23 protein-coding genes are annotated in these 23,584 nt (G+C 66.7%); 10 read left to right on the forward strand and 13 right to left on the reverse strand.

The window, feature by feature from the left end:
• Positions 1-39: 39 nt before the first annotated feature.
• Together AC1DW0_RS05345 and ssb are read right to left on the reverse strand one after the other, a co-directional pair.
• Entirely contained in the window at positions 40-786 is a 747-nt protein-coding gene (locus AC1DW0_RS05345) for a hypothetical protein (protein ID WP_457388850.1), read from the reverse strand.
• Between the two features lie 126 nt (positions 787-912).
• Entirely contained in the window at positions 913-1,479 is a 567-nt protein-coding gene (gene ssb / locus AC1DW0_RS05350) for a single-stranded DNA-binding protein (protein ID WP_056191367.1), read from the reverse strand.
• A gap of 156 nt (positions 1,480-1,635) precedes the next feature.
• On the opposite strand from ssb, the gene AC1DW0_RS05355 reads away from it, so the two are divergent.
• The 3 genes from AC1DW0_RS05355 to AC1DW0_RS05365 are packed head-to-tail and all read left to right on the forward strand — an operon-like array spanning position 1,636 to position 4,342.
• On the forward strand, positions 1,636-2,739 hold the full coding sequence (locus AC1DW0_RS05355; RefSeq protein WP_477945131.1) for a sensor histidine kinase: 1,104 nt from the start codon (positions 1,636-1,638) through the stop codon (positions 2,737-2,739).
• Positions 2,736-3,479: a LytR/AlgR family response regulator transcription factor gene (locus AC1DW0_RS05360; RefSeq protein WP_057297707.1), complete on the forward strand. Its 744-nt coding sequence runs from the start codon at positions 2,736-2,738 to the stop codon at positions 3,477-3,479. The genes AC1DW0_RS05355 and AC1DW0_RS05360 overlap by 4 nt, the downstream gene beginning before the upstream one ends.
• An 11-nt stretch (positions 3,480-3,490) precedes the next feature.
• Positions 3,491-4,342 carry a head GIN domain-containing protein gene (locus AC1DW0_RS05365; RefSeq protein ID WP_477945132.1) on the forward strand — a complete coding sequence of 284 codons (852 nt, stop codon included), beginning with the start codon at positions 3,491-3,493 and terminating at the stop codon, positions 4,340-4,342.
• 55 nt (positions 4,343-4,397) lie between these two features.
• On the opposite strand, the gene AC1DW0_RS05370 is transcribed toward AC1DW0_RS05365, so the two are convergent.
• From AC1DW0_RS05370 to AC1DW0_RS05380, 3 genes are all read right to left on the reverse strand, one after another.
• Positions 4,398-5,708, reverse strand: a complete 1,311-nt coding sequence (locus AC1DW0_RS05370) for a type II toxin-antitoxin system HipA family toxin (protein ID WP_477945133.1) — start codon at positions 5,706-5,708, stop codon at positions 4,398-4,400.
• A complete protein-coding gene (locus tag AC1DW0_RS05375) occupies positions 5,708-6,049 on the reverse strand; it encodes a helix-turn-helix domain-containing protein (RefSeq protein WP_056191376.1) in 342 nt (113 codons plus the stop codon). Before AC1DW0_RS05375 ends, AC1DW0_RS05370 begins: the two co-directional genes overlap by 1 nt.
• A gap of 212 nt (positions 6,050-6,261) precedes the next feature.
• On the reverse strand, positions 6,262-7,161 hold the full coding sequence (locus AC1DW0_RS05380; protein ID WP_457321818.1) for a PEP-CTERM sorting domain-containing protein: 900 nt from the start codon (positions 7,159-7,161) through the stop codon (positions 6,262-6,264).
• Positions 7,162-7,388: 227 nt separating this feature from the next.
• Here AC1DW0_RS05380 and AC1DW0_RS05385 point away from each other — a divergent pair, with 227 nt between their 5' ends.
• The 4 genes from AC1DW0_RS05385 to AC1DW0_RS05400 all read left to right on the forward strand — a co-directional run bounded on the left by AC1DW0_RS05385 (position 7,389) and on the right by AC1DW0_RS05400 (position 13,633).
• Positions 7,389-12,461, forward strand: a complete 5,073-nt coding sequence (locus AC1DW0_RS05385) for an alpha-2-macroglobulin family protein (protein WP_457354900.1) — start codon at positions 7,389-7,391, stop codon at positions 12,459-12,461.
• Positions 12,458-12,787 (forward strand): hypothetical protein, encoded by a 330-nt coding sequence (locus AC1DW0_RS05390; protein ID WP_457354898.1) that lies wholly within the window; start codon positions 12,458-12,460, stop codon positions 12,785-12,787. Before AC1DW0_RS05385 ends, AC1DW0_RS05390 begins: the two co-directional genes overlap by 4 nt.
• A 217-nt stretch (positions 12,788-13,004) precedes the next feature.
• Positions 13,005-13,250, forward strand: coding sequence for a type II toxin-antitoxin system Phd/YefM family antitoxin (locus tag AC1DW0_RS05395; RefSeq protein WP_457354896.1), 246 nt, complete (start codon positions 13,005-13,007; stop codon positions 13,248-13,250).
• Entirely contained in the window at positions 13,247-13,633 is a 387-nt protein-coding gene (locus tag AC1DW0_RS05400) for a type II toxin-antitoxin system VapC family toxin (protein WP_457354894.1), read from the forward strand. The genes AC1DW0_RS05395 and AC1DW0_RS05400 overlap by 4 nt, the downstream gene beginning before the upstream one ends.
• 43 nt (positions 13,634-13,676) lie before the next feature.
• Here the strand turns inward: AC1DW0_RS05400 and AC1DW0_RS05405 are convergent, their stop codons facing one another.
• Positions 13,677-14,789 (reverse strand): aromatic ring-hydroxylating oxygenase subunit alpha, encoded by a 1,113-nt coding sequence (locus AC1DW0_RS05405; RefSeq protein WP_477945134.1) that lies wholly within the window; start codon positions 14,787-14,789, stop codon positions 13,677-13,679.
• Positions 14,790-14,853: 64 nt separating this feature from the next.
• On the opposite strand from AC1DW0_RS05405, the gene AC1DW0_RS05410 reads away from it, so the two are divergent.
• A complete protein-coding gene (locus AC1DW0_RS05410) occupies positions 14,854-15,234 on the forward strand; it encodes a YfeK family protein (RefSeq protein WP_056191382.1) in 381 nt (126 codons plus the stop codon).
• Positions 15,235-15,262: 28 nt separating this feature from the next.
• Here AC1DW0_RS05410 and AC1DW0_RS05415 read toward each other — a convergent pair whose 3' ends face one another.
• The 5 genes from AC1DW0_RS05415 to AC1DW0_RS05435 form a co-directional block, all read right to left on the reverse strand.
• Positions 15,263-15,469 carry a PIN domain-containing protein gene (locus AC1DW0_RS05415; RefSeq protein WP_477945135.1) on the reverse strand — a complete coding sequence of 69 codons (207 nt, stop codon included), beginning with the start codon at positions 15,467-15,469 and terminating at the stop codon, positions 15,263-15,265.
• 5 nt (positions 15,470-15,474) lie between these two features.
• Entirely contained in the window at positions 15,475-15,693 is a 219-nt protein-coding gene (locus AC1DW0_RS05420) for a PIN domain-containing protein (protein ID WP_477945136.1), read from the reverse strand.
• Positions 15,690-15,977 (reverse strand): type II toxin-antitoxin system Phd/YefM family antitoxin, encoded by a 288-nt coding sequence (locus AC1DW0_RS05425; RefSeq protein WP_457354888.1) that lies wholly within the window; start codon positions 15,975-15,977, stop codon positions 15,690-15,692. Before AC1DW0_RS05425 ends, AC1DW0_RS05420 begins: the two co-directional genes overlap by 4 nt.
• 119 nt (positions 15,978-16,096) lie before the next feature.
• The gene (locus AC1DW0_RS05430) at positions 16,097-16,636 is read right to left on the reverse strand and encodes a PEP-CTERM sorting domain-containing protein (RefSeq protein ID WP_457354886.1); all 540 of its coding nucleotides are present in this window, start codon (positions 16,634-16,636) and stop codon (positions 16,097-16,099) included.
• Between the two features lie 20 nt (positions 16,637-16,656).
• Complete coding sequence (locus AC1DW0_RS05435) at positions 16,657-18,213, reverse strand: DUF4331 domain-containing protein (RefSeq protein ID WP_056191388.1); 1,557 nt, start codon at positions 18,211-18,213, stop codon at positions 16,657-16,659.
• Between the two features lie 143 nt (positions 18,214-18,356).
• Here AC1DW0_RS05435 and pbpC point away from each other — a divergent pair, with 143 nt between their 5' ends.
• A complete protein-coding gene (gene pbpC / locus AC1DW0_RS05440) occupies positions 18,357-20,684 on the forward strand; it encodes a penicillin-binding protein 1C (RefSeq protein ID WP_056192551.1) in 2,328 nt (775 codons plus the stop codon).
• A gap of 319 nt (positions 20,685-21,003) precedes the next feature.
• On the opposite strand, the gene AC1DW0_RS05445 is transcribed toward pbpC, so the two are convergent.
• The gene (locus AC1DW0_RS05445) at positions 21,004-22,485 is read right to left on the reverse strand and encodes a 3-keto-disaccharide hydrolase (protein ID WP_056191389.1); all 1,482 of its coding nucleotides are present in this window, start codon (positions 22,483-22,485) and stop codon (positions 21,004-21,006) included.
• 313 nt (positions 22,486-22,798) lie between these two features.
• Here AC1DW0_RS05445 and AC1DW0_RS05450 point away from each other — a divergent pair, with 313 nt between their 5' ends.
• Positions 22,799-23,017 (forward strand): SlyX family protein, encoded by a 219-nt coding sequence (locus AC1DW0_RS05450; RefSeq protein WP_056192555.1) that lies wholly within the window; start codon positions 22,799-22,801, stop codon positions 23,015-23,017.
• Between the two features lie 57 nt (positions 23,018-23,074).
• Here the strand turns inward: AC1DW0_RS05450 and AC1DW0_RS05455 are convergent, their stop codons facing one another.
• A complete protein-coding gene (locus AC1DW0_RS05455; protein ID WP_056191391.1) occupies positions 23,075-23,560 on the reverse strand; it encodes a cupin domain-containing protein in 486 nt (161 codons plus the stop codon).
• Positions 23,561-23,584: the final 24 nt, after the last annotated feature.

The raw sequence follows: 23,584 nt of genomic DNA on the forward strand, positions 1-23,584 counted from the left end.
CGCCGCGCGCGCCAACCGGTCTGAGGCAGCTTTCTGCACTTAGCCATACTTGGCGGCCTCGCTCGAGATTCGCCGCCGCGCCGAAATTAGGTCACGTCCACGTTGATAGAGGCTGGCGGCTAGCGCGATCACAGAAATGCCGACCAAGTACCAGAGAACATCTGGTTGACGGGACTGCATATAGGTGCTGAAAAACATCACCGCCGTTATGACCAGCATTAATGGCGCACCCGACTGCCAATATGGAGGAAGGGGCTGGGATCGATTCAGGCAATGGAGGTTAGTTATCCCCTCAATGCGATAGTGCAGTTGATAATCAACTTTGGGGGCGCTAAAGAGCACATGAATTAGCAACTCCTCGCCCGGATTTACAAGACAAGACTCCAAAACGATGGATTGCTCGCTATTGAGAGAAACAATGCATTCGACCTGCTTGGGGTGACCCCATCCCTCCACAGAAATTATCTCCCCTGCTGAAAAAGTAATTTCTAGAGAGCGATGAAACTCATTTGGTCGAATTGGTTGATTGCCGGAATTCTTTAATGCGAACAGTATCGAATGAACGTTATCAACAGGTTGCCCATCGAGAAACATGGTCACTCTATTTGACAACGCCTCATGTACCGATAAAAGGCGTCTAGATGAAACGATTCCAAAGGCAAGCTCTCGTACTGGCCTGTTTTGTCGATAAAGCCATGTCAGCATGAGGCCTATGACCGCCGCAATCGCGCCGACCAAACCCCAAGATGCATCTCTCGCTAATGTCAAAATATTCTGAACTTCCATCAGCTCCTCCCAGGGGCGCCGTGTTGCGCTGCGTTAGACGTGAGTAGAAAATATTCCGCAAACAAGTAAAAAGGCCCGTAGCGACTAGCTGCGGGCCTTTATTTCACAAGCTTAAAATGATCGGCTTCAGAACGGAATATCGTCATCCATATCGTCAAACCCCGTCGCCGCCTTGGGCGCCGCAGCCGGCGCGCGCGGAGCGGGCGGGCGCTGGGCCGCAGCCGGGCGCGCTGCCGGGCGGGCACCGCCCTCGTCTCCACCGCCACGGCTGTAGCCGCCACCGCCACCTTCGCCGCCACCCGCACCGCGGCCGTAGCTGGCGCCACCACCGCCGCCTTCATCACCACCGCCGGCGCCATCACGGCCGCCCAGAAGTTGCATTTCCTGGGCAATGATCTCGGTCGTGTAGGTGTCGCGGCCTTCCTTGTCCTGCCACTTGCGGGTCTTCAGGCGGCCTTCGACATAGAGGGGGCGGCCCTTCTTGACGTACTCGCCGACGATCTCGGCCAGGCGGTCGTTGAAGACGACGCGGTGCCATTCCGTCTCTTCCTGGCGCTCGCCGCTCTCGCGGTTCTTCCAGTTGCGGGTGGTCGCCAGGCTGAGGGTGACCCAGGCGCCGCCGCTCGGGTTGTAGCGAACCTCGGGGTCTTTGCCGACGTTGCCGATGATGATGACTTTGTTGACGCTGGCCATGACGCTCGTCCGAATTCGATGGGGAAGGGGCGAATTATGCCGAGGGGCTCGCCGAACCCCGTCAGCAACTCCACGTAGACCGCATCCCGCACCCCGGGGCCCGCACTTCGTCTCTCCACTCGCCGCCCGCCCGATGGGGCTCCCTAAGATGAAGCCATGAACTCCCCCGACCCTCGCTCCAGCAACCGCCGCCCGAATGTGCGGCTGTGGCTGGCGTACGCCGGGACTTGCGCGCTGGCCTGGTGCCTGTTCGTGCTGGCCGGCAGCGAGTTCGACCGCGGCCTGGACCCGTTCTGGCTGGCCGTTTACCAGGCCACCACCATGCTCTGGGCACCGATGCTGCTGGGCATCGCCGTCTGGCCGGTGGCCCGCCGCCTGCATGGCACCGACGCCGGCGCGGCCGCGACCGCCCTGGCGCACGCGATGGCGGCGCTGTCCTTCTCGGCGCTGTGGCAGGCGGGCGAGTTCGCCGTCAACGCCGCCCTGTTCGGCACCGACCACGCCGGCGCCGTGCTGCTGGCCGGCCTGCTGTGGCGCTCGGTGTGGGGCTTCGTGGTCTACGCAGCAATAGCCACCGCCTTCACCGCCGTGCTGCAGTCGCGCGCGGCGCGCTCGGCGGCCGTGCACGCCGCCCAGGCTGAAAGCGCCCTGGCCAAGGCCGAGCTGTCGGCCATCAGCGGCAAGCTGAACCCGCATTTCCTGTTCAACACGCTGAACTCGCTGATCGCCCTGACCCGCAAGGACCCGGCCGCCGCCGAGGCCTCGCTGCTGAAGTTCTCGTCCATGCTGCGCTATGTGCTGGACACCAAGCGCGGCGCCGAGGACCGCGTGATGCTGTCCGACGAGATCGACTTCCTGCGCGACTACCTGGCCCTGGAAGCCCTGCGCCTGGGCTCGCGCCTGCGCGTGGACTGGGACCTGGAGGAGCGCGTGATGGCCGACGAGCTGCCGCCACTGACACTCCAGCCGTTGGTCGAGAACTCCATCCTGCACGCCGTGGCCACCCGCAAGGGCGGCGGCAAGGTGACCATCACCGCGCGCCGCAATGCCCTCAACCACGGCCTGGACCTGGCCGTGGCGGACGACGGCCCGGGCTGCGAGCCCGAGGCCCTGGAGCCCAAGCCCGGCCAGCGCCGCGGCGTGGGCCTGGCGGCGCTGAAGAAGCGCTTCGCGCTGGACTACGACGGCCAGGCGCGCCTGCGCATCCACACCGCTCCCGGCGCGGGATTTCGCGTCGACCTTTTCATTCCTCAGACATGAACACGACCACCGTTCTCATCGCCGAAGACGAACACTTGGCCGCCGAAGCCCTGGCCGACTGGGTCAAGGCCACGCCGGGCCTGCAGCTGGTGGCTGTGTGCGAGGACGGCGACGACGCGCTGGCCCAGATCCGCGCGCTCAAGCCCGCCCTGGTGCTGACCGACATTCAGATGCCCGGCCTGACGGGTTTGCAGGTGGTGCAGGCCCTGCAAGGCGAGGCCCACCAGCCGCGCATCATCTTCACCACCGCCTATGACCAGCACGCGCTGACGGCCTTCGAGCTGCATGCGGTGGACTACCTGCTCAAGCCCTTCTCGCGCGAGCGCTTCGACGAGGCCATCTCTCACGTGCTGCGGGACGCATCGCCCAGCCCTGCCGATGTGGCGCAGGCCTTGGGCGCACCGGCCGACGCGCCGCTGACGCGCCTCTTGGTGCGCGACCAGGGCAAGATCTTCCCGCTGCAGGTGGACGCCATCGAGTGCCTGCGCTCCGACAACAAATACACCGCCATCACCAGCAAGGGCCGCAGCTTCCTGGTACGCCTGCCCATCGCCGATTTCGAGACGCGGCTGGACCCGGCGAAGTTCCTGCGCGTGCAGCGCGGCTGCATCGTCAACCTGGATTTCGTCGAGAGCATGACCCCGGACGAGAACTCCCAGCTCGTCGTGCAGCTGCGTGACGGCACGCGCATCACGGCCAACCGTGAGGTGTCCAAGATGTTGAGGGAGCAGTCGCTATGAAGACCAACACCTTGAAGAGGCGCCTCCTGCCGGCGTTGCTGCTGGCAGCCCTCGGCCTGGCGCAGGCCCAGCCTCACCCGCACCCCACGCCAGCGACGCCCCCCACTCCCGCCACGCCGGCGACACCAGCAACACCGGCCACTCCTCCGACGCCGGCGACACCAGCGACGCCGGCCACTCCTCCGACACCAGCGACACCAGCGACGCCGGCCACCCCAGCAATGCCCGGCCGCATCTACGCCCCCGGCGCCTTCGATCGCCTGGAGCTGGCCGGCGCGGCGCGCGTCATCCTCGTGCAGGGCGAGCGCGACCAATGTTTCATCGCCGGCGACGCCGAGGTGCAGAAGAGCGTCGAGGTCGAGCTGGCCGACCGCCAGCTCATCATTCGCCCGACCGGCGGCTGGAAGTTCTGGCACAGCCAAAAGCTGTTCGTGCAGGTGGAGATGCGTCAGCTGAAGGGGCTGTCGCTGTCCGGCGCCAGCGACGTGCACGCGCCCTTGCCCCTGCGCGCCGACCAGCTCAAGCTCTTCATCAGCGGCGCAGGCCTGGTGCGGCTGGACCAGCTGCAGGCCAAGCAGCTCACCTTTGTCATCTCGGGTGCCGGTGACGGCCAGCTCGGCGGGCGCGTTGAGGACCTGGCGCTGCAGATCTCCGGCAAGGGCAAGGTGGTCGCCGACCGCCTGCAGGCCCAGCGCGCCCGTGTCAGCGTCAGCGGCATCGGCAATGTGCTGCTGTGGGTGACCGACGAGCTGGCGGCCAATATCTCGGGCATCGGCTCGGTGGACTACTTCGGCAACCCGTCGGTGCAGCGCTCGGTGTCGGGCATGGGCTCGATCAGCGCACGCGGCGAACGGCGGAACTAGGTATTTCGACAAGCAGGCTCGGTGCCGCGAACACCATGCCAGCCAGTGAGTTTTGCTACCGGATCATTGACCGCCGAGACTTGGCCGCGGCCATCGGTTGCGACGTGGCATTCAGTGCATCTGCCCTGTACTGCCGGTGAGCCGAGAAGGCGCCGGCCGTGACCTCGATGTCCGCGCCGGAAATGCCCGCTCCACGGGCGACGTCGCGCCACTGGTCGACCACGGTCGCCACCTCTTCGACGATGGCGCCTGCCTCGGCGTCTGTGAGTCGATAAAACGCAGCTGTCGACCGCACCGTGCTCATGCTCGGGCGGTTGTCGACATCGTCGATGTTGAGCACATGCTCCGCTTTATCGACGTTCGGGTTGACATCGAAGGCAGGAGACAGCCGCCAGCCATCTTTGCCGAGCAGGAACCCGTGATTGCGCAGGTGATCGTCTCGATTGCCGACGGCGACATTGAAAGCCACTCGCCGGAACAGCTGCTTGAGGTCGCTGGCGACGTATGCAGGGTCTCCACCGGCACTCAGGAATTGGGCGAGCTCAAGGTAGCTCGCGCCCTCACTCTGTTCCCGCCGGAGCAGCGTCATGGCGGACGCATAGAACTGCCGCTTGCCATTCTCGCGATCGAATCGCTGGACGCAGAAGGTGTGGAACTCGCTGTTCAACCTGACCGCGCGGGCGGCTGGAACACTGACGCCGGCCCTCTTGGCCATGGTGTGGACAGCGGCCTCCCAGGCGCCTATGTCCCGGTCATCGTCACGCGATGGGAATTTCCCGATCCAGAGCGAGCCGTCCTGCTCGGCGAAGTTCGCTTTCGGCCTGGCCCCGCCCAATGAAGCGCCTGGCGCCACCAGCACGGCCAGCCACCGACGCAGCGCGTCAAGATCGTCGATGCGCTTGCTCGTTAGCAACGTGGCCACGGCCTCGAGCTCGCGCAGGTTGGTCACGGGGGGTGCGGCCATCTTTTCGGCGCCGAGGAATTCCTCGGCGCCCTCCAGGCGGAATCGCAGCCCGCCTTGACGCGTGAAGTCCTGAACGCCGATCAGGAAATCCCAGGCATAAAGGTTCCGGGGCGTTCGGCCTTCGTCCTTCGCCTGCAGAGCTTCTCGTCGCTTCATGAGCGTTTGGCCCCAGCGGTCCGGGGACGAGTCCAGGAAGATGCCGAAGTTGCCCAGCTCTGGCTTCGGAAAGTAGGGCTGGTCGCCGAGGGACAAATCGGGATCGACCGAAAATGCCATCGGATCCTTCAGCCAGTCCCGATCGTAGACGAAACGGACCTGGCCGCGATCGTGAGACAGCGTGCCTACACGCCGCGCGTCTTCAAGATCACAGTCGAGCCAGACCTCCAGGTTCGAGCCGCTCATCAAGATCCTCTCGGCGAGGACGCTGGCATGGCGCCGCGCTTTCGAGCGGGCTTGGGCTCCAACGCCAGGTCCTGAAGCTTGCGGCCCACCTGGTCGTCGGCCGCGAGCGACTCGATGTCCTTCTCGAGGCCCAGTACGGCGAGCACCCTCAGATAGGTCCCAAGTGTCGCGCCGGGATCGCCAGCCTCCACGTTGTAAAGGGAGGAGCGCGAGATCCCGGCCCGGAGCGCAACGGTCATGGAGCTGAGCTTGCGGCGCAGCCGCGCCAGGCGCAGCCGCTCACCAAGAGCAGCAAGAAGACGCTGCTCCTGGGGGAAAACGACCGGCGGTTTGCTGGGCATCGGACAGGTAATCCGGTTCGAAAATGTCCACCATTATGAACATTTTCACCATATTGTGTCCAGCATGGTGGGTTGGTGCCGTTCAAGCGCTCAAGCGTTGCGCACGACCAAGCGCCGCGCGGCAGCGCCTACCGTGTCAAGCTGCTTGCCAGGATATGCAAGAGCCGGGCATCAAGCACAGCACCAAGCTCCTATCCGGCGGGGAAACGCGCCTACCGCGGGTGGGATCGGGCGAGCGAACGGTATCGCCAGGCGGCCAGCAGCCCGCCCAGGGACATCAGCCACAGCGAGGACGGCTCCGGCACCGGAGCAAAGGACTGGGCCCAGTTCAGCCCCGAGGGCGACGTGATCGTGAACAGCGACATGTCCGCAGGCACGTACAGGCCGGTGTTGGGGTCGAGCAGCGAGATCGCCGAGATGCCGTTCCAGTACGAAGAGTGGCCGAAATCGGCAGTGACCGAGGCTGCTTCGCTGGTGCTGCATTGTGGGTCGCTCAAGCAGTCGATCTTGCCCGCAGACACCGTCAGCCGCTCCGTGAAGGTGAAGGGCGTGCCCAGCGTGATGGTGATTTTGATGTTGTGGATGCCCGAGTAGTACAGCGGGCCGCCAGCCACGGCGCTGACGAAGTCGACTGGGAACCCGCCCGGGAATGCAGGGTTCGAGTGGGCGCCCCAGCTGCCGAGGAAACCGGCTCCGTTCAAAGAGAAGTTCACCGAGGAATAGCCGCCCCCGGTCGGGTCGATCATGCCTTGCAGCGTGACACCCATGGTGACGCGCGCCTGCGTACCGTTGAGACCGGCCGAGCTGATTGTGATGTCCTCCCCGTACGCGCCTTCGGCAAAGGCGGTGCCCAGGTGGTTGCCGGCGCCGGCGAAGCTGGAGGCGTAGAGCTTGATGACACCCAGGGCCACCGACGCATCAGCCGTGCCGCCAGCGCCGTTGCCGGCGGCTGATGACGAGGCGCTGAACGTGCCGCTGTCGAAATCGTCCACGGGCGGGTCGAATTGCGTGCCAAGCGCGCTGGCCGACGTCCTGGCGATGGTCGAGCCTGCGGATGCTGCGAAGGCGCAGCCGAGGGCGGTCAGGCCCACCAGAAGATGCCGGAATTTCATGAAGCCACTCCTTGACCGCCCGGCGAACTGCGGGCCGAGGCTTTTCTACGCCTGCGCTTGGGGAGGGTCAATCGATGTGGCGCCGATCCCCCTAGGACGGCGAGCTACCTATTGATGACGAACCGCGGCACCAAGGGTTCGATCAGCGCCCGCGGCGAGAAGAAACCTTCCGTGGACAGCCGCTGATCGCTACCTAAACTCCTCGCCAAATTGCGGGGAGGAATTCGATGGTTGCGTGGAAGAAGGCCGTCACGGCCCTGGTGGGTGTGGTGGCGGTGGTGGGCGGCGGCTGGTGGGCGTCGCAAAAGCTCGGGCAACCGGCCCTGCCCAGCAGCGCCGAGATCGGTGGCGAGCAGGCGGCCTTTGCGCTGCTGGACTGCAAGGCCCGACTCTTCGACGGCTCGCCGGCCATCGCGCTGAGCTTCACGCAGCCGCTGGACAGCAAGCAGGACTTCGGCGCCCTCGTCAGCGCGCAGGAAGGCGCCGCGCCAACCACCACCGACGGCAAGAAGGAGCCGGCGCCGGACGCCAGCTTCAAGCCGCTGGCCGCCCGCTGGGTGCTGGGCGACAACCCCCGCGTGCTCTACCTGCCCTTCGTGACGCCGGACCGCAGCTTTCGCTTCGCGTTCAACGCCCAGCTGGGGGCGAAAACCGGCGCCAAGCTCGCGACCGCGCAGAAGTGCGAGGCTGTCAGCGAGACCATGCCCGACAGCTACTACTTCGCCAGCCGCGGCCTGGTGCTGCCGGCCGGCCAGAACGGCGGCTTGCCGGTCGTGACCATCAACACGCCCGAAGTGGACGTGCAGTTCCTGCGCATCAAGCCGGCCTCGCTGCCGGCCTTCCTGGAGCAGGTCAGCGGCCGGCGCGAGCGCCAGGTGAACTCTGGCGAAGAGGACGGCGAGGGCGGTTACTACTACGACGGCTACAACGACAACCAGCGGCGGCTCAAGGGCACCGTGGGCGGCTGGGTGCTGGACGAGCTGCGCGCCATGAGCGACAGCGTCTACCTCGGCCGCTTCACGACCGATGCACGGCCGAACCGGCGCAACGTCAGCTTCCTGCCCGTGGAAGGCATCAAGGAGCTGCAGGAGCCCGGCATCTACGTGGCCATCATGAACCAGCCCGGCCGCTTCGGCTGGGACTACCAGGTCACGCATTACTACGTCACCGACGTCGGCCTGCACCTGCGCCGGCATGCCGAGCAGATGGATGTGTTCGCCACGTCCCTGAAGAGCGGCGGAGCGCTGTCAGGGGTGGAGCTCAGCCTGGTCGATGAGAACGGCAAGGCGCTGGCCCAGGCGCAGACCGATGGCGACGGCCACGCCGTGTTCACCGGCCGCAGTGACAAGGCCCGCGCCGTGCTGGCGCGCAAAGGCAAGGAGATGTCCATCCTGTCGCTGCGCGACGCGGCGCTGGACCTGAGCGAGTTCGACGCCACCGGCCACCCCTCGCGCAGCAACAAGCTGTTCGTTTACGCCGGCCGCGACCTGTATCGGCCGGGCGAGAACTTCCAGGTCTCGGTGCTGGCGCGAGACGCCGACGGCAAGCCTTTGCCCAAGCCCTTGCCCATCACGCTGACGGTCAAGAAGCCCGACGGCAGCAAACTCGTCGAGCAGTTGGTGCAGCCGGGCAAGACGGGCACCGGCTACTACCAGCAAGGCATCACCTTGCCGGCCGACGCACCCACCGGTGGCTGGACCATCCAGGCCCGCGTCGACCCCGGTGCCAAGCAACCCGATGCGCAATGGGCCTTCAAGGTCGAGGAGTTCCTGCCCGAGCGCATGAAGCTCACGCTGACCGCGCCCGAGGGCACCCTCAACGGTGACGGCGGCATCACGGTGCAGGCCCAGGGCGACTACCTCTACGGCGCACCCGCCGGCGGCAACCGGCTGCAGGGCAGCGCCTATTCCGAGCGCCTCCTGATGCCGCTGCCGGCCAAGCTGCCCGGCTTCATCTTTGGCGACCTGGCCGACGACAAGGCCAAGAACCGGCAGGACCTGGAAGAGCAGGAGCTGGACGCCGAAGGCAAGGCCAGCATGAAGATCGCGACGGCATTCGGTGAGCGCAAGTCGCCGATGCGCGTTCGCGCGGCCTTCAGCCTGCTGGAGTCCGGCGGCCGGCCGGTCGTGCGCGCCATCGAGCGCACGTGGTGGCCGGCGCCCGTGCTGGTCGGCGCGCGGCCGCTGTTCGACCGCAATGTGTCGGCCGAGAACGGCCTGGCCGAGTTCGAGCTGGCGCGCGTCGACTCGAGCGGCAACTTCAAGCCGAGCAAGGAAGTGCAGCTCAAGCTCATCTACGAGGAGCGCCAGTGGTATTGGCGTTATGACGACGGCCGTGGCTGGAACTCGGGCTTCAACGTCAACGAGGAGCTGGTGGAGGCGCGCAGCCTGGCGCTGACGGCCCGCACCAAGATCGCACTGCCCGTGCGCTGGGGCCGCTACCGCCTGGAGGTGAAAGACCCCGACACCGGCCTGACGATGCGTTATGGCTTCTACGCCGGCTATGGCGCCCAGGACGCCGACGACATCGGCAACCGGCCCGACCGCGTGCAACTCAAGCTGCAGGGTGCGCCCTTCAAGCCGGGCGACGTGGCCAAGCTGGCCATCAAGCCACCGCATGACGGCGAGGCCATCGTCACCGTCGAAGGCGACCGCGTGTTGTGGACCAAGCGCATCGGCGTGAAGGCCAGCGGCACGGACATCGACATCCCCGTCGATGCCAGCTGGGCCCGCCACGACCTCTACATCACGGTGGCCGCCTTCCGCCCCGGCAGCCAGGGCGACAAGGTGACGCCGGCCCGCGCGCTGGGCCTGGTGCACCTGCCGCTGAACCGCGAGGACCGCAAGCCCAAGCTGGCACTGACCGTACCGGCCAAGACGCAGCCGTCGGTGTCGCTGCCCGTCAGCGTCAAGGTGCCGGCCCTGGCCGGCAAACCCGCCATCGTCACCGTCTCGGCGGTGGACGTCGGCATCCTGAACATCACCAACTACAAGACACCCGATCCGCAGGACTTCTTCTTCGGCAAGCATCGCTACGGCGCCGACATGCTGGACCTCTATGGCCGCCTCATCGAGAAGATGGAAGGCAATGTGGCCAAGCAGCGTTTCGGCGGCGACGCCGGCAAGCGCGACTCGCAGTCCATGCCGCGCAAGGTGCTGCTGGTGGACCTGTTCAGCGGACCGGTGCAGCTCGATGCCAAGGGCGAGGCGACCATCAACCTGAAGCTGCCGGACTTCAACGGCACGCTGCGCGTGATGGCGGTGGTGTCGAGTGCCGACAGCTATGCGTCGGCCCAGGCGGAGACGGTTGTCGCCGCGCCGCTGGTGGCCGAGCTGAACATGCCGCGCTTTGTGTCGCCGGGGGACAAGGCGACCATCGCTCTCGATGTGACCAACCTCAGTGGTGCGGCGCAGGACGTGAAGGTGTCAGTCACTTCCAGCGGGCCCTTGAAGATCACCGGCGGTGCCGAGAGCCTGAAGCTGGCCGACAAGCAGCGCCAGATCCTGCGTTTCCAGGCCGAGGCCCTGGATGCCTCGGGGCTGGCGCCCATCGAGGTCAAGGTGACGGCGGGGCCGCTGAGCATCACGCGCGAGGCGGCGCTGCAGGTGCAGCCCATCACGCCACTGGTGCGCGAGAGCCGGCGCATCCGCTTGGAGCCCGGCGCCACGCAGACGCTGGACAAGGCACTGCTCGACGCCTTCTGGGCCGGCACGGCCAGTGTGGCGCTGAGTGTGTCCAACACGCCGCCCATCGACATCAAGGACCAGGTCAAGGGCCTCTTGATGTACCCCTATGGCTGCCTGGAGCAGACGACGTCCAGCGCCTACCCGCTGGTCTTCATCGACGACGAGGCCGCCAAGCGCTGGGGCATGACGCCAGTCCCTCGGGAAGAACGCGCGAAACGGTTGGACAGCGCCTTCGCTCGCCTGGCCAGCATGCAGCAACCCAAGGGCGGCTATGGCCTGTGGGCGTCCAGCAGCCCGTACGAGGGGTGGCTGAGCGCCTATGTGACCGGCTTCCTGCAGGACTCGCGCGACGCCGGCTTTGCCGTGCCCGAGGCCATGCTCAAGCGCTCGCTGGACAACCTGCTGGAGCAGTTCCAGCGCGCCCCGGCCCAGCAGACCACGCCGGCCAAGGAGCCCAAGCGCGACGACAAGGGCCGCATCGCCGACTGGCGCGACGCCGAGACCCTGCGCATCGCCCACCAGCGCTTTGCCGAGGCCGCGCACGCCGGCTACATCCTGGCGCGCGAGCAGAAGGCGCCGCTGGCCACGCTGCGCACCCTGCACGACCAGTACCGCAGCCATGCGCTGTCGCCGCTGCCGCTGGTTCAGCTGAGCCTGGCGCTGAAGCTGATGGGCGACGAAGGCCGCGCCAAGGCGGCCCTGGACGACGCGATGCAGCGCGGCTACGGCTACCAGCCCGACGACCCCAACAACTACTGGTGGAGCCAGTGGCTGGGCGACTACGGCTCACGCGTGCGCGACCGTGCGCTGGCCTACGCGCTGCTGCTGCGCCACAAGGTCGCGCACGAGAAGCGCGAGAACCTGCTGTTCGACCTGTCCGACGACTTCAGCCGCCGCAACTACTACTCGACGCAGGAGCGCCTGGCCCTCTTCCTGGCCGTGCAGGCCGCCACCAACGGCGCAGGCAAGGACGACGGTTGGAAGACAGCGTTGAACGTGGGCGCCAAGGCCGACGCCTGGACCGGCAGCGGCGTGGGCCAGCAGAGCTTCGAGCTCGCCAAGCTCAAGTCGGGCATCGCGCTGAAGAACGAGGGCGCGGCGCCGCTGTACCTCGACGTGACCGCCCAGGGCTACCCGACCAAGCCACTGGCGCCGACCAGCGACCGCATCTCGGTCGAGCGCGCCATGTTCACGACTGACGGCAAGCCGGTGACGGCACGGCAGTTCACCACCGGCGAGATGTTCGTCGTGCGCCTGCGCGTGAAGGCGCCGCAGTCCATCAAGGACGGCCTGATCGTGGACCGCATCCCAGCGGGCTTCGAGATCGAGAACCTCAACCTCAGCCAAGGCCCCAAGGCCGGCGAGTTCACGGTGGAGGGGGTCAACATCGCCCAGGCCAACGCCAACGAACGTATCGTCCACATGGAGTACCGCGACGACCGCTTCGTCGCCGCCGCGTCCCTGGGGCAGACGCTGGATGTCTTCTACCTCGTGCGAGCCGTGACTCCGGGCAAGTACGTGGTGCCGGCGACGTTTGCGGAGGATATGTATCGGCCGGAGGTGAGAGGGATTGGAAAGGCCGAAGGGGAGATCACGGTGGTGGACAAGAAATGAACGCGAAGCTTCGTCTGGCCTCTTGGTTTGTTGCCGTCACCATTCCGGCAAGTGTTTTTACGTTTTCGGCGGCGTTTCCGCGGACTTGCCGGGCGGGAACGTCATCTCCTGTGGATCTGGATGGCTTGCTGTTTTTGATCTTGCATTGGCCGGTGGTACTTTTCGTCCTTCTTGTATTTGTCGTGGGTGTGTGGTGGATCTCAGCCTATGGTTTTCACGACTCGAATCCGCGGCCGCCCAGTGCAGCGGAGCCCGGTGCGCCATTGCCTGACAAAACGGCAAATGAAGCTGTCGCGCCCGACGGCTCAAACCAGGCGGATCCATGATGGTGGCGATTGAGCCCGGTAGGTTAATGGGATGAACGCAGTGAATCCCGACAGAAGCTGCAGCCAAGCGCGGTAGGTCGGGGTGAACGCAGTGAACCCCAACGGTTCTGACCGCCAAGCATGCGTGGGGCTCGCGTGGCTTACCCCAAGCTACCGAGCTTGACGCCACTCAGCTACTAGCCTAGATTAGCCAGACTTAGCCAACCAAGCTGCACCCATGAACGCCGTCAACATGCTCGAAGCCAAGTCCAGCCTTTCCCGGCTGGTGGAGGCCGTGGAAAGCGGCGCGGAGCAGGAGATCGTCATTGCGCGCAACGGCAGGCCTGCGGCCAGGCTGGTGGCGATGTCAGCTCGTCCGCCGGCCGCGCGCATCGGCGTCGCCAAGGGGTTGATCGAGGTGCCCGACGACATCGACGCCCACAACGACGAGGTGGCAAAACTGTTCGGCGTGTCCGGCTTGTGAACCTGCTGCTGGACACCCACATCGCGCTGTGGGCCATCGCGGACAGCCCGCGCCTGCCGGCCAGGGCACGCGAACTCATCCTGGCGCCGGGCAATACGGCTTGGGTCAGCGCTGCGTCGGTGTGGGAGATTTCGATCAAGCACTCGCTGGGGCGCGGTGACATGCCGGTCTCGGGAGCCCAAGCGCTGGCCTACTTCGAGGAATCCGGCTTTCAGCTGCTGGCCGTATCGGGTGAGCATGCGGCGGCGGTGGGCGAATTGCCGGCCCATCATGCGGACCCGTTTGATCGGCTGCTGGCCGCCCAAGCGTTGACCGAGCCGCTGCGGCTGTTGACACATGACGCCACGTTGGCGCGCTACACGGATACGGTCATCCTCGTCTGACGCAGGCGGGATTCGTGGCTTTCGATGCGGCCAGGTGATCGCCTCAAGCCCCCATCGCCCGCCCAATCAACCGATGAAAGTGATGCACCCCCTGCTCCCTCGTCGGCGAATAGCGCCCGCGTTGATAGAAGCGTGAGCGCAGCCCCTGCTGCACGGTCATGACGACGGCCTCGTCTTCCATCTCGACCTGATTGAGCGCGCCGCCGGCGCCGCTGCCCAGCAGCTCGGGCTTCCAGACGTAGCTGCGAAAGCGCACGCGCGTTCGCGCCGGGCCTGTCGTGTTGATTGGCGTGACCTGGTTCAGCGACAGCCCCCAGGGGTAGAAGTTCAGCATCAGGTTGGGGAACACCCACCAGTAGTAGGCTGCGATGCGCTGGCCGTATTCCGCCGCCTCGGGCGGCAGCTCGAAGGCCGGCTCGTCGGCCCGCGCCACCGCCAGCTGCAGATTGCTCCACTCGTGCAGCTCGTACCGGTACTGGCTCAGGTCCAGCGTCTGCGTGAGGCCCGGGTGCACGAAGGGGATGTGCAGGCCTTCGAGGTAGTTCTCGACGTAGAGCGCCCAATGCGCATCGAATTCGTAGTCGCGGCTGCGGCTGGCGTCGAGGCGGAAGTCCTGCAGCGGCAGCCAGTGCAGGCGCTGCATGGCCGGGCCGAAGAAGGCGTCGAACGTGTCCAGCGGCTCCTCCAACGCGACAAAGCCCTGGCCGCCCCAGTCCTGCAGCGGCAACTGCGGCAGGTTGTCGCAAGGGCGGGGGAAGTCCAGCGCCTGCTGGAATTCGGGCATGAAGCTCATGCGCCCGTCCAGCTCGAAGCGACGCGAGTGGTAGCCGCAGCGGATCTGGGCGGCGTCCTGGCAGGGCTGGTGGATGAGCAGATTGCCGCGATGGGTGCAGACGTTGCTGAGGCAGCGCAGCGCACCGGCCGCGTCACGCGACAGCAGCAGGGGTTCGTTCAGGCTGCCTGGCAGCAGCGTCTCCGGCTGCAGGCTGCCCGGCGCCCGCACGCCCTGCAGGTCAGCAAGCCACTGCCAGCTGCGCGCGAGCACACGCTCGTACTGCAGGCGCTGCGCGGCGGGGTCGAGGTAGAAGGCCTTGTCCAGCGTCTCGGCGCGTGCGACTTCGGGGTGGACCTGCCAGCGTTGCGAGGTGTCGTTCATGAGGCAGTTTTACCCTCGCGGCCGCTATGGTCGGACACGTGTTTGTCCTCGTAGCATCCGGCTCATGCGCACTGCCTTCACCCTTCTGCTTTCGCTGGCCGCCGGCCTGGCCCACGCCGCACCGCTGCCACCCGTCGCTCGCGCCGAGGTCGACGCGCTGCTGACGCGGCTGCAGGCCTCCGGCTGCGAGTTCAACCGCAACGGCAGCTGGTATGCCGGCGCCGAGGCTAGGGCGCATCTGCTGAAGAAGCTGGAGGTCCTCGAAGGCAAGGACATGGTGCAGACGGCCGAGCAGTTCATCGAACGCGGCGCGGCCACCAGCAGCATGAGCGGCAAGCCGTATCTGGTGCGCTGTGCCGGCAAGGCGCCGGTGGAGAGCGCGCAGTGGCTGAAGGCCGAACTTCAGCAGGTGCGTGCGGCGCGGGCGGCGTCCAGCGCTCGCTAGCTCGTCGTCCGGCGAGATTCGACCGCTATCACCAGGGGTTCAGCACCGGGACCTTGGCGTGTTCGAACTCCGAAACGTCCCGCGTCACCACGGTGAGCCCGTGGTGGGCTGCGGTGGCGGCAATGATCAGGTCGGGTTGGGAGAAGGTGTGCCCGGCCTTGCGCCCGGCGTCCACAAGCAGGCGCCACACCAGCATCACGTCTTCCGATACGGGCAGCACGCGGTGCTCGAACATCGGCCTCACATCGGCCTCACCTTGTGCGTGAGCCAGGCGCTCAGTTCGGCACGGCGGCCGGCATCGGGGACTCGTTCGATGCCGAAGCGGATTCCCGCCAGCGTCACCGTGCTGACGTAGAGGTTCTCCAACGCCTGCGCGGCCACGAACTCCAGCACGCGAAGCTCGGGCCGGGGCTTGCGTAGCTCGGAGATGACGTTGGTGTCCAGCAGGTAACCGGTCACAGCTCCACATCCCTCACGGGCATGGGCGAGCCGCTCACGTCGAGATCGACATCGCGCCACGGCGAGGCCTGCATGACCTCGATGAGGTCGCGCCCGGTGCGCTCACCCTGCAGGCGGCGGAAGTCTTGCAGGGTGATGACCACCACCTCGTCCCGGCCGTGCACGGTGACGTGTTGCGGCCCCTCGCTGTGGACGCGCCGCACCAGCTCGCTGAAGCGGGCCTTGGCGTCCTGCAATACCCAGTGCCTTGGGTTGGCTGGTCTTTCGGGTTTCGCTGGGTTCACGTTGCGCTCCAATTCTGGTCAGGTTGACCAAAATATATGGGTCAACGAGAAAGCTCAAGCCGTGCGTTTGCGCCGGCTCGTCCAGACAACGCGGCCGGCCCCAACCCTTGCCGCGCCGATCAGCGCCGCCGCCGGCGAGCCACCCTGATCAACAGCAGCCCTGCGCCCGCCAACGCAAAGCTGTTCGGCTCCGGCACCGCGCTGATGTTGTCGAGCGCAAAGCCGCCGCTGGCAGAGAAGCTGACCGACGTCAGGTTGGCCCAGCTGCTGTCGAACACCACGCTGCCCGGGTTGGCCAGGTCGACGCTGAGCGAGGCCACCTGCGTGCCGCCCAGCAGGCCGACCAAAGCGAGAGTGCCTGGACCGAAGCCCAGGTCGTAGGCCGCCACGTCCAGCGACTGCAGCCCGAAGCCACCGCCGCCGAGCAGGCTGAGCATGAAGGGCGTCGTGTCGAAGCCGCCCACCATCGCGCCGTCCAGCGGCAGGAAGCTGGTGGCCGACCCGCTGATGACGAAGCCCGCCTCGCCGTAGGTGGCAATGCCGGTGTTGTTGTCGATGTCGATCACACCGGGGTTGTCGAAGGTGATGAGGCCGGCGTGTGCCGCCCCACCGCTGCACATCGCGGCCGCGAGGGCCACGGCGCCGAGGAATCGATTCATGGCTTTGCTCCTGGAAGGGTTCACTTCGCGCCTGGCTTGGGCGTGTTGAGGTACGGGAAGCCGGGCAGCAGCGGCACCACGGCCTGGTCGACGCCGTCGTGCAGCTCCAGCGAGGTGGCGCCCAGCGGCACCACGGCGCGGGTGCAGGCCGGGCCGAACAGCGCGCCGCCGTTGTTCAGCCAGCACAGGCCACCCATGACGGCGGCCAGCGACACGTCGACGACGTCATCCTTGGGCCGGCGGCCATTGGGGAAGCCGGCCAGGTCGGGCGGGTTCTCACCATCGCGCAGTGTGCCGACGATGCCCAGGCGGTTCTGCATCGCAAACGGCCGCGGCGCGATGGCCGTGTTCAGGCGCAGCATCTCCGAGCCCACCACATTGGCCGGCTGGTTGACGCCGGGGATGCCGGTCAGGAAGGTGGTCACCAGGTCCAGGCGCGGCAGGTTGGTGGGGGCGGCGTTGCCGATGGGCAGCACGGCCGACAGCAGGGCCGGCAGCGTCGGGTTGGTGACATAGGTGGCGAACTGGCCGTCGCCCGTGGGCACCGAGGCGTTGAACCTGTCCTTGTCGGCCAGGCCGATGACGACCTCGTTGACCAGTGGGTTGCCCAGGCGCGAGACCTGCACCCAGGCGCCGCCGGTCTTCACGGCCGTGTCGTAGCCGCTGGGCGGTGCGGCGTTGACGATCTGGCTCTGGCGCACGCTGGCCGTTGTCCAGCCGCCGATGACGGTCTCGTTGCCCTGCGTGAGGCAGCTCTTGTGCACCTCCAGCGCGAGCGAGGTGACGTTCTTGTCCTGGATGGAATTGACCGCCGCCGCGTTGATCAGGCTGCGGTTGGTGATGACGCCCACGTCGGCATTGACGAGGTCGAAGATGGGGCCGAGATTGACCGCGAAGGCCTCCTGGCGCTGGCCGACAAAGACCTTGGCCGGGAAGCCGCAGCCGGGCAGGCTGACGCTGTAGATGTGCTGGGCGGCATAGGCCGGGTAGTCGGCAATCGTCTTGGTGCCGATGTTGTCCACCGGCTTGTCGAACCAGGTGCCGCCGGCCGGGTTGGCTACTGGGCTGGCCGTGCCGGTGCGGCGGTCGCCGCGGATCAGGGTCAGGGCGAACTTCTCGTTGACGTTGAGGGCTGCGGCATTGGGCGCGCTCACCGTGCCGGCCTGGGTCAGCGGAATGGGCACGACCTGGTTGCCGATGGGCAGGGTGATGCCCTTGAGCGTGTTCATGAACTTGAACTGGAAGGTGATGTCTTCCTTCGCATCGCCGTTGTTGTCGATGTGGATCTCGTAGATCGCGTTCGGGTCCAGCTTGAAGTAGTTGGGGCCGCCATAGGCATCCTGCAGCGGCAGGTAGTTGGCGATCAGCGTCACATAGCCGGCACGGCCGCCGCTGCCGTTGGCGGCCACGCCTTCGTAGCTGTTGAACAGGTAGAAGTCGGTGCCATCGACACGCGGCATGCCGCCAATCGACGGGGCCTCGCGGTGGCTGGAGGCCTGGGCCGGCAAAGCGGCCAGGCCGGCGAGGACGCTGGCGGTGATGAGCGCGAGGGTCGGCGCGCGGGTGGGCAGTTTCATGGCATCTCCTGTTGGACGGGTCGTGGGTGGAACCGCAAACAGATGGACACAACCAGCGCTGCGGCCTTGTCTCTACGCAGCGCGGGCAGTCTGGATGCAATGCAAGCTAGGGGGTAGGTTCGGCTATCGTCTTCGGCATGCCGATGCGCATCACCCGTCGACACATCGAACTCACGCTTGCCGGCCTGCTCGCCGTCGTGCTGGTGCTGGACTTCGCCTGCCCGCTGCCCACGCCTGCCAGCGACTCGCCGACGCTGACCGTGCTGGCCGCCGACGGCACGCCGCTGCGCGCCTGGCCGGGTGACGACGGTGCGCAGCGCCACCCGACGACGCCCGAGGCCGTGTCGCCGAACTACACCGAAGCGCTGCTGCATTACGAGGACCGCTGGTTTCGCTGGCACCCGGGCGTGAACCCGGTGGCCCTGGTGCGCGCGGCCTGGCAGTGGGCGCGGCATGGGCGCATCGTGTCGGGCGGGTCGACGCTGACCATGCAGGTCGCGCGGCTGGTGGACGAGCGAGCGGCGGGCCGGACCATTCCCGCCAAGCTGCGCCAGATCGCGCGTGCGCTGCAGCTGGAGCTGCACTGCAGCAAGCAGGAGATCCTGACTCTCTACCTGAACCTCGCGCCCATGGGCGGGCCGCTGGAGGGCGTGGAGACGGCCAGCCGGGCCTACCTGGGCAAGGGCGCGGCGGACCTGTCCAAGGCCGAGGCCGCGCTGCTCGTCGCGCTGCCGCAGTCACCGACACGGCTGCGGCCGGACCGCGCCGTTGCCGCTGCGCAGACGGCGCGCGACAAGGTGCTGACGCGCATGCAGACGCTGGGCATCTGGAGCGCGGCCGACGTGGCCGACGCCAAGCAGGAGCGCGTCTTTGCGCCACCGCTGCGCGCGCGCTGGCTGGCACCCTTGGCGGCCGAGCGCTTGCGCCAGGATGCCAAACGCCACGGTCAGACGGCAGCGACGATCCAGACCACGCTGGACGCCGGCCTGCAGGCGCGGCTGGAGCAGTTGCTGACGGACCGGCTCAACAGCCTGCCCGATGCCGTGTCGCTCGCGGCCCTCGTCGTCGACAACCGCACGCTGGAAGTGCGTGGCTATGTCGGCTCGGCCGACTTCACAGACGCGCGCCGCGGGGCGCACGTGGATATGGTGCGCGCGAAGCGCTCGCCGGGCTCGACGCTCAAGCCCTTTCTCTACGGCATGGCGCTGGACGAAGGGCTGATCCATTCCGAAAGCCTGCTCATCGACGCGCCGCAGAACTTCGGCGGCTATGCGCCGGGCAACTTCCAGGCCGATTTCTCGGGCCCCGTCAGCGTCAGCGAGGCGCTGCAGCGCTCACTCAATGTGCCTGCGGTGGACCTGCTGGACCGCCTCGGCCCCGAGCGCTTTGCCGGCCGGCTGCGCCACGCGGGCCTGAGGCTGCGCATGCCGGCCAATGCGGCGCCCAATTTGAGCCTCATCCTCGGCGGCGGCAGCACCTCGCTGGAGGAGCTAGTCGGCGCCTACACGGCGCTGGCGCGCGGCGGCATCGCGGCCCGGCCGCGGTTGATGCCCGACGAGCCGCTGAAGGAGGCGCGGCTGATGAGCGAGGGCGCCGCCTACATCGTGCGCGAGATCCTGGAGAACGGCGGCCGGCCCGGCTCGCCCTTCCGCGAAAGCGGCCAGCGCGTGGCGTGGAAGACGGGCACGAGCTTTGGCTTTCGCGACGCCTGGGCCCTGGGTGTGACGGACCGCTACACCTTCGGCGTGTGGATAGGCCGGCCCGACGGCACACCCAACCCCGGCCACTTTGGCGCCAACTCGGCGGCACCGTTGCTGCGCGACCTGGCGGCGGCGCTGGGCCCCGACGAGGCCCGCCAGCAGCTCGCGCCGCGCCGCCGGCCCGACAGCGTGGCGGCCGTGCCCATCTGCTGGCCGATGGGCCTGGCCGAAGCCGCCACCGAGCCCGCGCTGTGCCTGCAGCGTCGCATCGCCTGGACGCTGGACGGCGCCGTGCCGCCGACGTTGCCCGACCGGCTGCGACCGGGGCCGCTGGCAGAGCCTGTCTGGGTGGCGGCGGGCCAGCGCGTGCAACCCGGTTGCGCGCCCGAGGCCGAGCGTTTTGAGGCTGTGCGCTGGCCTGCGCTGCTCGGGCCTTTCCTCGATGCCGAGCAGCGCCACCCGCTGGAGCGCCTGGCCTGGCGACCGGGCTGCGCCAGCCAGCAGCTGGCAGCCAACCGGCTGCGCGTCGTGGGCCTGGAGCCGGGCACGGTGCTGCGCCCGGCGCCGGGCCAGCGCGAGGTCGTGCTGAAGCTGCAGGCGATCGGCGCGCAGCAGGGGCTGACGTGGCTGCTTGATGGTCAATGGATGGCGGCCAGCACGACGGCTGGCGCGGCACAGACGCTGCACGTGGAGCGCGCGGGCGCGCACCGGCTCACTGTCATGGATGGGCTGGGGCACTGGGCGCGGGTCGAGTTTCAGATGGCGCCATAGCGCGGTGTTTAGGCACATAGGCAGCATGGCGGCCGCCGCGCTGGATCGCGGGCGTCAGCGAGCGTAAACAGGCGCGTGCTTCAGGCTGGCTGCTGTCACCCAGATTTCGCGACCTAATGGCCGATACCAGCGGCAACGGTCATTGAACCTAGATCCGGCAGTTGACCGCTCGCGACTCATTGAAAGTCTCGATGCCTCAACACCTTGCGCACTTTGCGCCGTTCACCACTTCGGTGAGTAGCCCGAGGACGGCAGTACCGGGCAGAACAGGGCACTTCGAACCGGTCTCCCTCTTGTCAGGAAACCAGCAACGTCCCCATCAAAGCTTGCGCACCCAGATGTTGCGGTACCGGACCAGATGCCCATGATCCTGCAGGCGCAGCGGCATTTCGGCATGTGCTCGATAGCTGGGCGTACCGATGTAGGTGGTGCCGCCCTTGAGCGCGGAGTTGTTCTGCACCAGCACGCCATTCAACAACACCGTAAGTCGCGCCGGTGAAATGAGCGAACCGTCAGCCGCGAAGCGCGGCGCGGCGTAGATGATGTCGTAAGTGTTCCAGTTCTCGGCTGGCCAAGTGGCATTGACGAGCGGCGGGAACTGCTTGTAGATCGACCCCACCATGCCGTTCACGTAGGTCGGGTTCTCGAAGTTGTCGAGAATCTGAACCTCGTAGACATCCTGCAGGAATACGCCGCTGTTGGCGCGATCCTGACTCACTTTGTCGGCGGGAAGTTTGGGCGCGCGCCACTCCAGGTGCAGTTGAACGTCACCAAAGGACTGTTGGGTCTGGATGTCGCCGGTGCCCGGGCCGACCACCAATTCGCCGTTGTCAATTTTCCAGCCCGCGGCTGCCCCGGTGTTCGCGCTTTTCCATGCGTCGAGGCTCCTGCCGTCGAACAGCACGATGGCGTCCGACGGTGCGGCACCTGGCGCCGCGCCCGGCGTCACCTTGGGTGGAACCGGGAACCATACCTCGCTGAGTGCAGGCGCAGGCAGCATGTCGTCGGTCTCCGTGAGCGCCCGAACCTTGATGTTGCGATAGAAAACCTCGGCGCCTTCAGCTTGAAGCACGATCTTGCCGTGGTCGAGTTTGACCCAGCTGCTCGTGCCGGCATCCCAGGACTTGAGTTCGCTGACGCGCATGTTCACGACGCCGTTGACGACGTGTGTGGCGCGATCGCCGTGCACGATGACTTCGAGCGTGTTCCAGCCCGGACGCTCGTTGACACGCCCGTGGCGCGTACGGTGGTAGCCCTCGTTCTCGCCGCCCGTGATGGGGACACCGCCGTTTTCGGGCAGTGCATAACGGCCGGTCTTCGGATCGACGAAGCTCGAGGCTTGCGTCGATATCGCCCACGAATCTCCGGTGTCGCCTTCCTGGATTTGGGCTTCGGCACTCGCCGGCCAGTCTGACGGCCGCACGCGATACACGTGATACAGCAGGCCCGCATCGCGCACTTCGTGAAGCCGCGGCGGAAACTTCTTATTGCCCCATTTGTATTCGAGGCTGATCACGTAGTCCTTGAAGTCAGCGTCGGTGACGACGTACGCGAACGGCTGGGGCGTGCCCGCCACGTGCGTGGGATACGCGTGGATCTCGCCATTCTTCACTTCGAAGATGCTGGACGCGGCCGGCGTATCGGCGCTGACCTTGGATGCGTAGTGCGCCGACCAGCCGCTGAGATCCTTGCCGTTGAAGATGAGCTTCCATGTTGCGGCGTTCGCCGTGTTGCCGGCTGCCAAGGCAGTGCCGGCAAACAAACACATGCTGGCGCAGACCAGCCTCGACATCAGGTTCATTCTTCCCATCCCCGAAAGTGCGGGCCCCGGGAGGGTGGCCCAGAAAGTTGGATTTGAAGTGGAAGGCGTTGGCCAAGTAGCTGAGTACCTGTCTTGTGAGGAAGACGATGGTGCCTAGCCCTTCCATCGCACGGACAGGCGAAAGCGGGCGTCGCCCATTGTGACTACCGATAAGTTCAAACGTTGAGCGGCCGCTTTCCGAAGGCTTGCTCAGGCTGTGCCGATTTCCGCCGCCGCAAACCAGCCGCTCCACCGCGCGCGTACGTCGCCCAACTCGGCCCGCAACCCCGCCGAAATGCGCCACCATATCGTCATGGACACCTTGCAAGCCCTCGAACAACGCATCACCGACCTCGAGATCAAGGCCAGCTTCGCCGAAGACACGGTCGAGCAGCTCAACCAGGTCGTCGTGCGCCAGCAGGAGCAGATCGACCGACTGGTGCGCGAGCTCGTCGAGCTGCGCAACCGCGCCACGGCGGCCGAGCCGGACGGCATGCGCGGCTTGCGTGACGAGCTGCCGCCGCACTACTGATGACTTCGGGGCTGGACCTGACCCGGAACGTCCGGGGCAGCTCCGGCCTCGACCGATTCATGCCTCGCCGTCCCAGTAATCCAGCCCCGCTTCCTTGCGCTGCAACAGGCGCAGCCCCGGCGCAAAGCTGCCGACCTTGCCCGAGTCCGGGTAGACGCAGATCTCCGGCTCCTTCTGGGTGCTGATGGACAGGTAGTGCAGCGGCGCGTCCGAGGTGTTGATGATGTGGTGCGGGTACTCCGGCCCCGCCGGGATGGAGATGACGTCGCCGGCCTTGATGGGCACCAACTCGCCGGCCACACGCAGCGTGCCCTGGCCCTGGACGACGATGAACATCTCCTCCTCGGCGTAGTGGTAGTGATAGGGGCAGCTCTGCTGGCCGGGCGCGACGATGTCGAAGCTGGCGCCCATCTGCTGGGCGGCCGTGCCTTTGGTCATCGAGGCGGTCTCGCTGTCGTAGCGCGGTGCGCGCAGGAAGCGCTCGCGCGGCGCATCGTTGAAATTGCGGATCAGTCGCTCACGCAACTCGGCGGGTGTGGTCATCGGAAGGCTCCTGGGACAATGCGG

It is taken from the genome of Roseateles sp. P4_D2, assembly GCF_056401875.1.